This is a genomic window from Micrococcus sp. 116, from assembly GCF_902506395.1.
GTDB lineage: Bacteria > Actinomycetota > Actinomycetes > Actinomycetales > Micrococcaceae > Micrococcus > Micrococcus luteus.
This window is the reverse complement of sequence record NZ_LR732370.1, coordinates 1721582-1733488: the sequence shown is the minus strand read 5'-3', so window position 1 is coordinate 1733488 and position 11907 is coordinate 1721582. Positions and strand designations below refer to the sequence as shown.

Genomic DNA, 11907 nt, shown 5'->3' with positions numbered 1-11907 from the left:
GCCCAGACGGACCGGGGCAGCCACCCCGCCGAGAACGACGACGCCGCCCGCCCCGGTCCGTCGGGGCCGGTCGGTGTGCCCCGGTGGATCTGGATGCTCGTGGCCGCCGCGGGAGCCGCCGGCCTCGCCGCCGCCGGCTGGCTGACCGGGGTCACCGCCGCGCGCCAGCTCTCCGACCCGGGGTGGATCACCCGCTGGGGCGTGCCCGTGGGGGAGCTCGTCTCCAACCTGGCGATGTCCCTGACCATCGCCGCGCTGATCTTCGCGGCCGGGGTCCTGCCGCCGCACGCAGCGGGCACGGAACGGTGGCACCGCTCCGCCCGGCAGCGGCGCGAGGACGCGGACGCCGCACCGCTGCCCGAGCACCCCGCGTTCACCCGCGTGATGCGGATCGCCGCCGTCAGCGCCGGCGTGTGGACGGTGGCCGCGCTGGCCGTCGGCGTGCTGTCCTACTCGGATCTCGCCGGCATCCCCGTCACGGCGGGGCAGGGCTTCACGGACGGCCTGGCGGCCTACGTGGTCGGCATCTCGGTGGGCCAGGCGTGGTTCTGGGTCACCGTGATCGCCGCCGTCGTGACCACGTTGGCGATCGCCGTCCGCTCCCACAACGGCCTGTTCTGGACCGGCATCCTGGCGATGCTCGCCCTCGTGCCCCTGGCCCTGATCGGGCACGCGGCGGGCGGTGACGACCACACCGGCGCCGTGAACTCGATCGGCCTGCACCTGCTCGGCGTCGTCGTGTGGGTGGGCGGACTGCTCGTGCTCGTCGCGATCTCGGACACCCTCGTGGGGCCCAACGGGGCGCAGGGGCGGGGCCGCAGCCTGCGCCGGCAGGGCCCGGCGCCCCTGCTGCACACGGTCCTGACCCGCTACTCCGTGCTCGCCGGGCTGGGCCTGGTCACGGTGGCGCTGTCCGGCGTGGTCAACGCGTCGATCCGCATGGACGATCCGGCCCAGCTGCTGAGCCCCTACGGCATCCTCGTCTCGGCCAAGTTCCTGGCGGTCCTGGGCCTCGGCCTGATCGGCCTGCTGCACCGCCGGTGGGTCATCCCCCGCCTCGACGCCGGCCCGGACCGTCCCAGCCCCGCCCCCGCGCGTCGCCTGCTGTGGCAGCTCATCGCCGTGGAGGCCGTGATCATGGGCGCCGTCATGGGCGTCTCCTCCGTGCTCTCCCGGACGGCCCCGCCCGTGCCGGAGGAGATCGCGCCGGACGCCTCCCCGGCCCGCATCCTCACCGGCTACGAGCTGCCGCCGGCCCTCGAGGGCGCCCGGTGGATCACGATGTGGCGGTTCGACTGGCTGTGGGTCGCGATCATCGCGTTCCTGACCCTCTGGTACCTGCGCTCCGTGTGGCAGCTGCGCCGCCGCGGCGACCGCTGGCCCGTGCTGCGCACCGTCGCGTGGCTCGCGGGCCTGGCCGTGCTGCTGTGGGCGACCTCCGGGTCCCCGGCCGTGTACGGCCGCGTCCTGTTCAGCGCGCACATGGTGGGCCACATGACGCTGACGATGCTCAGCCCCGTCTTCCTCGTCCTGGGCGCGCCGATCACCCTGGCGCTGCGGGCCCTGCCGTCCCGCACGGACGGGACGCGCGGCCCGCGCGAGTGGATCCTGTGGATCGTGCACTCCCCGTGGGGGCGGTTCATCACGAACCCGATCGTGGCGGGGGTCAACTTCGCCGGCTCGATCCTGGTGTTCTACTACACGGACTTCTTCCGGTTCTCGCTGGAGACCCACGTGGGCCACGAGTTCATGAACGTCCACTTCCTGCTGACCGGGTTCCTGTTCGCCCTGGTCATGATCGGCTCGGATCCGCTGCCGCGCCGGCCCCCGTACGCCCTGCGGCTCGTGCTCCTGATGGCCACGATGGTCTTCCACGCCTTCATCGGCGTCGCCATGACCACCTCCACCGGTCTGCTGCAGGCGTCCTGGTTCGGCAACATGGGCCGCGACTGGGGCCCCACCGCCCTCGAGGATCAGCGCATCGGCGGCGCGGTGATGTGGGGCATCGGCGAGTTCCCCACCGTGATGATGGCGGTGATGGTGGCCGTGCTCTGGTATCGCAGCGACCGCAAGAACGCGGTCCGGCTGGACCGGCAGGCCGACCGCGACGGCGACGCGGAGCTGCGCCGCTGGAACGAGATGTATGCCCGCATGCACGGCACCCCGGCCACCGACGCCCCGAGCGGCGCCGAGCCCGCGGCCCGTGACTCCTCCACCGGCCCCGAGGAGGCCCGTGATGTCCGCTGACCGTGTCCGTCCCCTCCGCCGCCCGGCCGCGCCCCGGCGTGGTCGGCTGCGCCTCGTGGCCGCCGTCGCCGCCGGCCTGCTGGCCCTGACGGGCTGCGGGGCCGGGGACAACGATCCGGCCGCCGCGTCCGTGCCCGCGGACGGGGTCCACGACGACGCCGGCACCGCGGTGCACACGGAGTCGGCGGCCCCGGAGGGGCTCGGCCTGGGCGACCGTCAGGACGAGCGCATGGCGGAGGCCGCGGCCGAGCGTGCGGCCACGTTCGGCTTCGTCCGGCAGCGGGCCGCCACGGCGGAGGAGATCGACGCGGCCCGCGAGGACTCCCGGGACCGGCGTGCGGACGCGGACCGGACCACCGTGCAGCCGGCGCAGTGCAAGGCGCCGCTGACCGCCCTGGACTTCTCTCCGATCGCCCTCGACGGGGCCGAGGCCACGCGCGTGGACGTCGGCGCCGACACCTTCACGGGCACGGGCACCGTGGAGGTCGCCCGGCTCACGGGCCAGGGCCGCCAGGACGTCGAGCGGCACATCCAGACCGTCAACGCCCTGCGCGCCGACTGCCGCGAGATGACCATGACCGTGCAGGAGGGGGACGCGACCGTCGACTACCGCCTCGAGGTCTCCGACGCGCCGCTGTCCGACGGCACGCCGGCGCAGTCCGCCCTCGTGTGGGAGCGGACCGTGGCCTCGGAGTCCGAGCCCCAGCTCACGGCCCAGGTGCTCACCGCCGTCACCTCCGACGCCGTGGTGATGGTCTCCTTCGTGGGCCGGCCCGAGGCCGGGCGCAAGGAGTTCACCCTCATCGCGGAGGAGATGCTGGCCGCCGCCCTGGCCGCCGACTGAGCCGGACCCGCCCGGCGGCGTCGTCTTTCCCCCTGTGACGCCGCGGCGTCCGCTCACGGCTGACGCGTCCGGGACGTGCGCCATGATGGTGGGCATGACCGCACCGCAGACCCCGAACCCCGCCCCGTCCGCTGACGCCCCCGCCGCCGTGCCGCGCGCGGCCACCCGGGTGCGCGCGTCCGAGCTGGTGGGCCGCGGCTGGCTGAACACCGGCGGTGAGCAGGTGACCCTCGAGGACCTGCGCGGCAAGGTCGTCCTCCTCGACTTCTGGACGTTCTGCTGCATCAACTGCCTGCACGTCCTGGACGAGCTGCGCCCGCTCGAGGAGGAGTTCGCGGATGTGCTCGTCACGGTGGGCGTGCACTCGCCCAAGTTCGAGCACGAGGCGGACCCGGACGCGCTCGCGGCCGCCGTCGAGCGCTACGCCATCGAGCACCCCGTGCTGGACGACCCCGAGCTGACCACGTGGCAGGCGTACTCGGCGCGCGCGTGGCCCACCCTCGTGGTGGTGGACCCGGAGGGCTACATCGCCGCGCACCTGTCCGGAGAGGGGCACGTGGCCGGGCTCTACGGGCTCGTGCGCGAGCTCGTGGCCGAGCACGAGGCCAAGGGCACGCTGCACCGCGGCTCGGGCCCCTACGTCCCGCCCGCCCCCGTGGCCCGGGACCTGTCGTTCCCCGGCAAGGCCGTGTCGCTCGGCGGCCGCGGCTCCCGCCCGGGCACGTTCCTCGTCTCGGACACCGGCCACCACCGCCTCCTGGAGGTCGCCGAGGACCTGACCACGGTGCTCCGCGCGTTCGGCGGCGGGGACCCCGCCACGGCGGACGCGGGCCAGGCCGAGATCGCATTCCCCACGCCCGGGGAGAAGGGCCACGCGGACGGCGGGCCGGACGAGGCGCTGTTCAACGAGCCCCAGGGCCTGGCGCTGCTGCCCGAGGACGTCGCGGAGCGCGTCGGCTACGACGTGGTCGTGGCGGACTCCGTCAACCACCGGCTGCGGGGCCTGCGCCTGTCGGACGGGCACGTCAGCACCCTCGCCGGCAACGGCGTGCAGAAGCTCATCGACTCCGAGCGCGCCAAGGAGGCCGCCGCCGTCGAGGACGAGGAGGACGTCGCCGTCGACCTCGCGGACCTGCCCGGGGAGCCGACCGCGATCTCGCTGTCCTCCCCGTGGGACGTCGTGTGGCACCCCGCCCTGGGGCGTGTGGTGATCGCGATGGCCGGCACGCACCAGCTCTTCGACTTCGACCCCGTCACGGGCGCGCTCGCGGTGCACGCGGGCACGGCGCTCGAGGGCCTGCTGGACGGCGACGCCGGACGGGCCTGGTTCGCGCAGCCCTCGGGGCTGTCCCTGGGCGCGGACGGCGCGCTGTGGGTCGCGGACTCGGAGACCTCCGCGGTGCGCTGGGTGCGGACCGGGGAGGACGGGCGCCGCGAGGTCGGGACCGCCGTCGGGGCAGGCCTGTTCGACTTCGGCCACGTGGACGGGGAGGCGGACCGCGCGCGCCTGCAGCACCCGCTGGGCGTCACGGCCCTGCCGGACGGCTCCGTGCTGATCGCGGACACGTACAACGGCGCGATCCGCCGGTACGCCCCGGCCGGCGAGGACGCTGCGGGCCGGGCGGTCCCGGCCACGGTGACCACGGTGGCGCGGGGGCTGCTCGAGCCCTCGGACGTGCTCGTGGAGCACGACGCGGACGGGAACGACACCGCGATCGTGGTGGTCGAGTCCAACGCCCACCGGCTCACGCGGCTGGCGGTGCCGGAGGAGTTCCTCACCGTGGACGAGGGCGCGCGGCAGACGCAGCGTCCCCGCACCCCGGTGGTGGCCGGCGACCTGGACCTGACGATCGGCTTCGCCGCGCCCACGGGGCAGAAGCTGGACGACCGCTGGGGCGACCCCACGCAGCTGAAGATCTCCTCCTCCCCGGAGGAGCTGCTGCTCGAGGGCGCGGGCACGTCCACGGGGCTGCACCGGACGCTGCGGCTGAACCCCGAGGTCGAGGAGGGCGTCCTGCACATCACCGCCCGGGCCGCCGCATGCGACGGGGAGAAGGGGCAGCCGATCCCCGACCACGCCGCCTGCCACCTGTACCAGCAGGACTGGGGCATCCCGGTCACGGTGCACACCCCGGACCGGGCCCCGGAGGGCGCCGAGACCCGCCTGGACCTGGACCTGCGCGGGATACACTGAGCGCGTCGTCCGCCCCCGACCCCGAAGGCTGCGCCCCACCATGACCACGCTCATCGTCACCTCGTCCGCCCACGGATCCACGCGAGAGATCGCCGAGCGTGTCGCGGAGGTGCTGCGCACGTCGCAGGCCGTCCCGACCGTGGTGGAGGACGTCGAGGGCGCCGCCGCCTGGCTGGCCACGGCGGACGCGGTGATCGTCGCGGCTCCGGTCTACACGGGCTCGTTCGCCGCCGACGCCCGGGCGTTCCTTGACACCCGTCGGGCCGAGTTGACGGACCTGCCGCTCGTGATCCTGGCCTCGGGCGGCGCGCCCGAGCTGGCCCGGCCGGTGCGGGAGAAGCTCGAGTCCTACGGTCCGCGCGAGGTGGCGTACTTCCGCGGGGCGCTCTTCGAGGAGCGCCTGGGCCGGCTGGAGAAGCTCAAGCTCAAGCTCTCCCGCAACGAGCACTACGGCGACTTCCGCGACTGGGACGCCATCGAGGCCTGGGCCAAGACCCTCCCCGGCGCCGGCGTGCGCTGACCTCACCCGCCGCTGTCGTCGACGAGACGGTGGAGGCGGAGGAGCCTCCGCAGACGCTTTCGTTGACGAAACGGCGCCGGAGGCGCTCGTGCCCGCGGCGGAGGCGAGCGGTTAGCCTGGCCGCATGTCCCATTCCGCCCGTCGCCCCGCCGCGTCCTCCCGCCCCGCCCGGCCCCGCCCGACGACGGCGCCCCTCGCTCTGCCCGACCGGCCCGGCTGGGTGCGGCTCGCCGCGGGTGCGGCGGTCCCGGGCGTCGTCGCGGCGGTCGCGGCGCTCGCGGCCCTGCAGGTGTTCGTCCTCAACCCGTTGGCCGCCGCGCCCGGCGACCGCGGCCTCGGGAGGATCTACGCGGACCTGAGCGCGGCGGGCCAGCTCGGCGTCCCCTTCGTCCTTCCGGCCGTGATCCTGGCGGCCGGGTTCGGTGTGGCCGCGATCCTGTGGTTCCTCACGTGGCGTCGCGAGGAGGCCGACCCGCTGGCGGTCCTCGCCCTGGGCCTCGCCTCGCTCGTCGCCGCGTCCCCGGCCTACTTCATGGCCTCGTTCGGGCCGGGCATGGCGCTCGCGGACACCTACGGCATCGGCGGGGGCGACCACAGCCCGTGGGCCTGGCCGATCTACGTGGTCAGCGCGCTGGCGTCGGCGGGGCTGGTCGCCGTCGTCGTGCTCCTGCTGCGCGGTCCGGCGGGCGGGCTCGGCGCCCCGCGGCGCCGGGCCTAGGGCATGTCTGACAATCGTTTGGACCACGCGAGCACAGCGTTCAACACCACGGCGGCTCGGTAGACGATCGCGTACTTGTCGTACCGGGTCGCCAGGCCCCGCCATTGCTTCAGGTGCGCGTACTGGCGCTCGATCACGTTCCGGCCCTTGTAAGCCTGCGAGTCCAGGCCAACGGGACGGCCACCGGCCGAGCCGCGGCGCCTGCGGTGGCCCTGCTGATCCGCCGGCTCGGGGATCACGGCTTTGATCCGGCGGGCACGCAGGTGGGTGCGGATCGCCCGGGAGGAGTACGCCTTGTCACCCAGCACCGCCTCGGGGCGGGTCCGGGGCCGCCCTACCGGCCGTGCCACGCGCAGCTGCCCCAGCAGCGGCAGCAGCATCGGGGAGTCCCCGGCTTGGCCAGGGGTGATCAGACTGACCAACGGCAGCCCGGCCCCGTCCACGAGCTGATGGATCTTCGTGCTCAGCCCTCCACGGGAGCGCCCGATGCCGTGATCGGCCGGCTCCTCACGCGGATTCTTGTAGTTCGACCCATCCCCCTGTGAGGCGGGTGATGTTCGTGGCGTGCTGGTGGGCGCGGGCGATCGTGGAGTCCACCGAGACCGACCAATCGATCAGGCCTTCGGCGTCCGCGGCGGCGGTCAGCCTCGCCAGCACCGCATCCCAGGTGCCCTCTTCAGCCAAGCGCCGGTGCCAGGTCCACACGGTCTGCCAAGGCCCGTAGACCTCGGGCAGGTCCCGCCAGGGGATCCCGCACCTGTATCGGTAGATGATCGCCTCCACCATGGTGCGGGCGTCCGAGAACGGCCGGCCCCGTCGACCGGTCCGGGCAGGGAGCATCGGGGCGATCAGTTCCCATTGGGCATCGGAGAGGATCTCGAAGCGGGACATGCCTTCCAGGGTGTCAGCTGGCCCCCTGGATCCATTCTCAGACACGCCCTAGGCCGGTGGGACCGACCTGACCACGACCCCGCCAGTACGGCAACCACCAGCTCATCCCGCGGCACCGCGCCGAGACGGACGCCGCGGCCCGGGAGGGCGGGCACGTGGCGATGATCTCCACCGGCTGGGACCCGGGCCTGTTCTCGATGAATCGCGTGTTGGGTGCGGCGCTGTTCCCGCAGGCGCAGCAGAACATGTTCTGGGGCAGGGGCCTCTCGCCGGGCCATTCCGACGCCGTCCGGCGGGTCCCCGGCGTCCGGCGCGGCGTGCAGTACACGATCCCCAGCGAGGAGGCGATCGCCGAGGCCCGCGCCGCACAGGTCGCCGACGGCCGTGCCGCCGCGCGGCTGAAGGCCCAGGGGGAGACGGGGGCGCGCACCGTGCTCGAGGTCGCCCCGTACCTGCTCTCGCCCACGGGGCTGGACGAGCTGATCCGCCGGGACGTCTGAGCCGCGGCGAGGCGTCCGGCGCGTGACACCGGGCCGGGCGCCGCCGTCGTCGGCCTCAGGCCAGCAGCAGGGCGACGGCGATCATCGCCGGGATCGCGACGATCGTGGTGACCAGGATCGTGTCCTTCGAGACGCGCAGCCCCGCGTCGTAGCGCACGGCGGTGACGAACACGTTCTGTGCGGTCGGCAGCGAGGCCAGGACGACGGCGACGAACACGTGCCGTGCATCCAGGCCGAACACGAACTGCGCGAGCAGCCAGGCCAGCAGCGGATGCACCACCAGCTTCACCGCCGAGGCGAGCAGCACGTCCGCGCGACGCCCGCCGGCGCGCTCGAGCGGCCGCGAGCCGACCAGCGACATGCCGAACGCCAGGAGCATCGCCGGGATGGACAGCCCGCCGATGAGCTCCACGGACTCCATGAGGGGGCCCGGCAGCGACCAGCCGGTGAGAGAGAAGGCCAGGCCGGCCACCGAGCCCAGGATCAGGGGGTTGGTGACCGTGTGGCGGACCTGGTCGGCCACGGCGCGCCCGGGGGAGCGGCGCACCGCACGGCGCCGGCCCGCCGTCGTGCGTCGCCGGGCCTCGCGCGCGGTGGCGGCGTCCATCGCGGCCACGTAGAGCGGCGTGTAGATCGCCAGCTGGAAGATGAGCGCCGGGGCGGCCAGGGCGGCGTCGCCGAGGACGTAGGCCGCGATGGGAATGCCGAGGTTCGCCGAGTTCACGAGCGAGGCGCTGAGCGCGGACATGATCCGCTCCGAGGCCGGCCTGCCCTTCAACAGCGGGATCGTCACCGCGAGGTACAGCGCGGCCGCCGCGAACGCGGACAGCGAGGCCACCCACAGCTGGGGGCCCAGCACGGCGCCCACGTCCGCGCGGGAGAGCGTGACGAACAGCAGCGCCGGGTTGCCGATGAAGAACGCCGCGCGGGAGAGCACGGTGCGGCCGTGCTCGCCGAGCACCCCCGTGCGCCCCACCAGGACGCCCACGAGGATGATCACCCACACGACCGCGAAGCCGGAGAGCACCTGGGTCACGGACGGGCCTCCACGGGTCGGGGTGGGGCGGTCCGCGGCGGGGTCAGGGGCATGGCGCGATCCTACGCCGCGGGCGTCGGCTAGCCTGGATCACGACGGCGGCGCCCACCGCCGAGCGCGCCACGCGGCCCGGCCCCGCGCGGCAGGGCCCTGCAGCCCGGCGCGAAGGGGAGCGGATCCTCGGGCCCACCCACACGCGACGGACGTCGTCCCCGACCCGCGGCGCGGCATGGCCGGGAGCGCGCCGGCGAGGATGCACCATGACCCGTCAGTCCGACCTCAAGACCCTGATCCGCGCCCGCATGGCCGTCACCGGTGAGCGGTACACCGCCGCGGCGGCGGCCCTCGCCGACGAGTGGCAGTCCGCCGAGCGCTACCACGCGACCGTGCTCGCCCGCTTCTTCGACGGGGACCGGCTGCGCTCCATCCCCGCGCGCCGCAAGCCGCGGGTGGCCGTCCTTCTCGAGCTGCTGCGTCGCTTCAGAGCGGGCCGCGCCTACGCGGAGGCTGAGGTCAACGACCTGCTGCGCCCCGCCCACGAGGACGTGGCCACGCTGCGTCGCGAACTCGTGGACTACGGGTTCCTCGACCGCGCCGACGGTGTCTACCGGTTGGCGGACGCCGGGCCAGACCTCGACCCGCGCTTCGCCGCGGACCTGCCGGTCGACCTGGAACGCCGGCTGCGCGAGATCCGCGCGGGCCGTTGAGGGGAGCGGCGTAAAGCGACACGGCCCCGGGTCCCTCGCGTGAGGGGCCCGGGGCCGTCGTCGTGGTGTGGAGCGGGCGACGGGAATCGAACCCGCGTATCTTGCTTGGGAAGCAAGCGCTCTACCATTGAGCTACGCCCGCGCAACCGCTCGGTTTCCGCCTGCGGCGCGGGTACCACGATACACCAGCCCGGCCGGTGCACCGGCCCCGTGTCGTCATCGAGCCCCGCGGACCCGTACGTCAGTGCACCGGGTCCGCCGCGCCGACCTCGCGCGACCGCACCCGCCGCGTCGCCGCCCGGGCGCGCGAGCGACCGAACGCGTCCGCGTACCGCATGAGCACCGGCCCGGCGACCGCCAGGGCGAGCACATAGGCCGTCGCGAACGCGGTCATCTCCGGTGGCACGCCACCCGCCGACGCGGCGAGCCCGGCGATCACGATGGAGAACTCCCCGCGGATCGTCAGGGCCGCCCCCGCGCGCCAGCGGCCGGCCACGCCGATCCCCGCCCCGCGCGCGGCGAGGTAGCCCGTGGCCACCTTCGTGGCGGCCGTGACGAGGGCCAGGGCCAGCGCGGTCAGCAGCACGGGCGGCAGGGTGCGCGGATCCACGCTCATGCCGAACAGCACGAAGAACAGGGCGGCGAAGAGGTCGCGCAGCGGCTCGAGCACGGCGCGGGCCTGTTTGGCGGCCGCTCCGGAGATCGCGATGCCCAGCAGGAACGCGCCCACACCCGCCGAGACCTGCAGCGCCCCGGCCACGCCTGCGACGACGAGCGCCAGCCCCAGCACCGTGAGCAGGAAGTTCTCCTGCTCGTCCGAGTGCAGCAGCCGCGAGATCTGGGGACCGTACCGCACCGCCACCCCCAGCACGAGGGCGACGACGACGAGCGCGACGCCCGCCGCCTTCAGACCGGAGACAAAGGCGGTGCCCGCCGCGAGCGCCGTCATCACGGGCAGGTAGACCGCCATGGCCAGGTCCTCGAACACGAGCACGGACAGCAGCACGGGGGTCTCGCGGTTGCCGACGCGGCCGAGGTCGCCGAGGACCTTCGCGATGATGCCGGAGGAGGAGATGTAGGTGATGCCGCCCAGTACGAGGGAGCCCACCGGCCCCCAGCCGAGCAGCAGCCCGGCCACCGCTCCGGGGGTGAAGTTCAGGACGATGTCCAACACACCGGCCCGCCAGGAGCCGCGCAGCCCGTCGACGAGCTCACGGGCCGAGTACTCCACGCCGAGCATGAGCAGCAGGAGCACGACGCCGATCTCGGCGGCCAGTCGGCTGAACTCCTCGATGGGCTCCATGGGGTTGTGCGCGACACCGGCCGCGTCGACGTGGGTGAACAGCAGCCCGCCGACGCCGACCATGAGTCCGCCCAGCAGGTACAGCGGGACGGGGGACATGCCGATCTTTCCGGCGAACCGGCCGAGGGCGCCGAGCAGCAGGAGCACGGCCCCGAGCTCGATCAGGGCGATCAGCGTGGTGTCCACGGGGGCCTCAGGCGGCCAGCAGCCGCTCGGCCTTCCGGAGGCCCTCGCTGGTGCCGACCACCACGAGCAGGTCGCCGCCCTCGAGGAGCATGGTCGGGGCGGGGGAGGCGTGGGTGACGCCGGAGCGGACGACGGCGACGATCGAGACGCCGGTGCGCGTGCGCATGCGGGTCGCCCCGAGCACCTCGCCCGCGTACGGGGAGTCGGACGGCAGGATCAGCTGACGGGTGGTGATGCCGGGCAGGTCCGCGTGCTCCTCCTGGAGCTGGGAGACCAGTCGCGGCCCGGACAGGAGCGCGCCCAGGGCGGACGCCTCCTCGAGGGTCAGGGGGAGCGAGGTCGCGCAGGCGTCCGGGTCCTCGGCATCGGAGAGGATCAGCTCGGTCTGGCCGTCGCGGTGGGTGACCACGCCGATGCGGCGGCCGTCGGCGAGGGCCAGCTCGCGGCGCACGCCGATGCCCGGCAGGGAGGTCTCGTGGAGGCTCATGTCGTACATCGTAGGTTGTGGCCGCGCCGTCGACGTCCTGGCCGCCGTTTCCCGAACGAAAGTGCGCCAGGGGCCGCCGTTTCCCGAACGAAAGTGCGCCGGGGGCCGCTGGTAGAGTCCGAACCGCGTCCGGCCGCGGCCGGCCGCGTCCGGCAGCCCCCGTCCCGGAAGGACGTCCCATGCGCGACACCACGGCCGACGCGGCCCAGGTCCCCGCCCACCCCGACGACACGGCGGTGTACCGCTACCTCGCGTTCGGGGAGACGGACCGCCC

11 protein-coding genes and 1 tRNA gene are annotated in these 11907 nt (G+C 74.3%); 7 read left to right on the top strand and 5 right to left on the bottom strand.

The window, feature by feature from the left end:
- From CITRIK5_RS08055 to CITRIK5_RS08035, 5 genes are all read left to right on the top strand, one after another.
- Positions 1 to 2247 (top strand): cytochrome c oxidase assembly protein (locus tag CITRIK5_RS08055; protein ID WP_159833471.1); only part of this gene is annotated, 2247 nt, incomplete at its 5' end.
- Entirely contained in the window at positions 2237 to 3091 is an 855-nt protein-coding gene (locus CITRIK5_RS08050) for a hypothetical protein (RefSeq protein ID WP_228070732.1), read from the top strand. The genes CITRIK5_RS08055 and CITRIK5_RS08050, both read left to right, overlap by 11 nt.
- Positions 3092 to 3185: 94 nt before the next feature.
- Entirely contained in the window at positions 3186 to 5285 is a 2100-nt protein-coding gene (locus tag CITRIK5_RS08045; RefSeq protein WP_129866952.1) for an NHL domain-containing thioredoxin family protein, read from the top strand.
- A 40-nt stretch (positions 5286 to 5325) separates the two neighbouring features.
- On the top strand, positions 5326 to 5805 hold the full coding sequence (locus CITRIK5_RS08040; RefSeq protein WP_078025518.1) for a flavodoxin domain-containing protein: 480 nt from the start codon (positions 5326 to 5328) through the stop codon (positions 5803 to 5805).
- A 124-nt stretch (positions 5806 to 5929) separates the two neighbouring features.
- Entirely contained in the window at positions 5930 to 6523 is a 594-nt protein-coding gene (locus CITRIK5_RS08035; protein WP_159833469.1) for a hypothetical protein, read from the top strand.
- Here the strand turns inward: CITRIK5_RS08035 and CITRIK5_RS08030 are convergent.
- A protein-coding gene (locus tag CITRIK5_RS08030; protein ID WP_159833467.1) for an IS5 family transposase occupies positions 6520 to 7414 on the bottom strand; the annotation gives its coding sequence in 2 pieces (ribosomal slippage) (positions 6520 to 7056 and positions 7058 to 7414; 894 coding nt in all). The genes CITRIK5_RS08035 and CITRIK5_RS08030 overlap by 4 nt on opposite strands.
- A gap of 161 nt (positions 7415 to 7575) precedes the next feature.
- Between CITRIK5_RS08030 and CITRIK5_RS08025 the strand changes: the two genes are divergently transcribed.
- Complete coding sequence (locus tag CITRIK5_RS08025) at positions 7576 to 7914, top strand: hypothetical protein (protein ID WP_236557204.1); 339 nt, start codon at positions 7576 to 7578, stop codon at positions 7912 to 7914.
- A 55-nt stretch (positions 7915 to 7969) separates the two neighbouring features.
- On the opposite strand, the gene CITRIK5_RS08020 is transcribed toward CITRIK5_RS08025, so the two are convergent.
- A complete protein-coding gene (locus CITRIK5_RS08020) occupies positions 7970 to 8950 on the bottom strand; it encodes an AEC family transporter (RefSeq protein WP_159833465.1) in 981 nt (326 codons plus the stop codon).
- Positions 8951 to 9210: 260 nt separating this feature from the next.
- Between CITRIK5_RS08020 and CITRIK5_RS08015 the strand changes: the two genes are divergently transcribed.
- Positions 9211 to 9657, top strand: coding sequence for a DUF2087 domain-containing protein (locus CITRIK5_RS08015; RefSeq protein ID WP_065572502.1), 447 nt, complete (start codon positions 9211 to 9213; stop codon positions 9655 to 9657).
- A 68-nt stretch (positions 9658 to 9725) separates the two neighbouring features.
- On the opposite strand, the gene CITRIK5_RS08010 is transcribed toward CITRIK5_RS08015, so the two are convergent.
- The 3 genes from CITRIK5_RS08010 to CITRIK5_RS08000 form a co-directional block, all read right to left on the bottom strand.
- Positions 9726 to 9799, bottom strand: a tRNA-Gly gene (locus CITRIK5_RS08010).
- 99 nt (positions 9800 to 9898) lie between these two features.
- On the bottom strand, positions 9899 to 11146 hold the full coding sequence (locus tag CITRIK5_RS08005) for a cation:proton antiporter (RefSeq protein ID WP_159833463.1): 1248 nt from the start codon (positions 11144 to 11146) through the stop codon (positions 9899 to 9901).
- A gap of 7 nt (positions 11147 to 11153) precedes the next feature.
- Positions 11154 to 11633, bottom strand: coding sequence for a cation:proton antiporter regulatory subunit (locus tag CITRIK5_RS08000; RefSeq protein ID WP_101962221.1), 480 nt, complete (start codon positions 11631 to 11633; stop codon positions 11154 to 11156).
- Positions 11634 to 11907: the final 274 nt, after the last annotated feature.

Bases quoted from the DNA above. Each gene is read 5' to 3' on its own strand.
- CITRIK5_RS08050 (WP_228070732.1), top strand. From the start codon at position 2,237: ATGTCCGCTGACCGTGTCCGTCCCCTCCGCCGCCCGGCCGCGCCCCGG.
- CITRIK5_RS08045 (WP_129866952.1), top strand. From the start codon at position 3,186: ATGACCGCACCGCAGACCCCGAACCCCGCCCCGTCCGCTGACGCCCCC.
- CITRIK5_RS08040 (WP_078025518.1), top strand. From the start codon at position 5,326: ATGACCACGCTCATCGTCACCTCGTCCGCCCACGGATCCACGCGAGAG.
- CITRIK5_RS08035 (WP_159833469.1), top strand. From the start codon at position 5,930: ATGTCCCATTCCGCCCGTCGCCCCGCCGCGTCCTCCCGCCCCGCCCGG.
- CITRIK5_RS08025 (WP_236557204.1), top strand. From the start codon at position 7,576: ATGATCTCCACCGGCTGGGACCCGGGCCTGTTCTCGATGAATCGCGTG.
- CITRIK5_RS08015 (WP_065572502.1), top strand. From the start codon at position 9,211: ATGACCCGTCAGTCCGACCTCAAGACCCTGATCCGCGCCCGCATGGCC.
- CITRIK5_RS08000 (WP_101962221.1), bottom strand. From the start codon at position 11,633: ATGAGCCTCCACGAGACCTCCCTGCCGGGCATCGGCGTGCGCCGCGAG.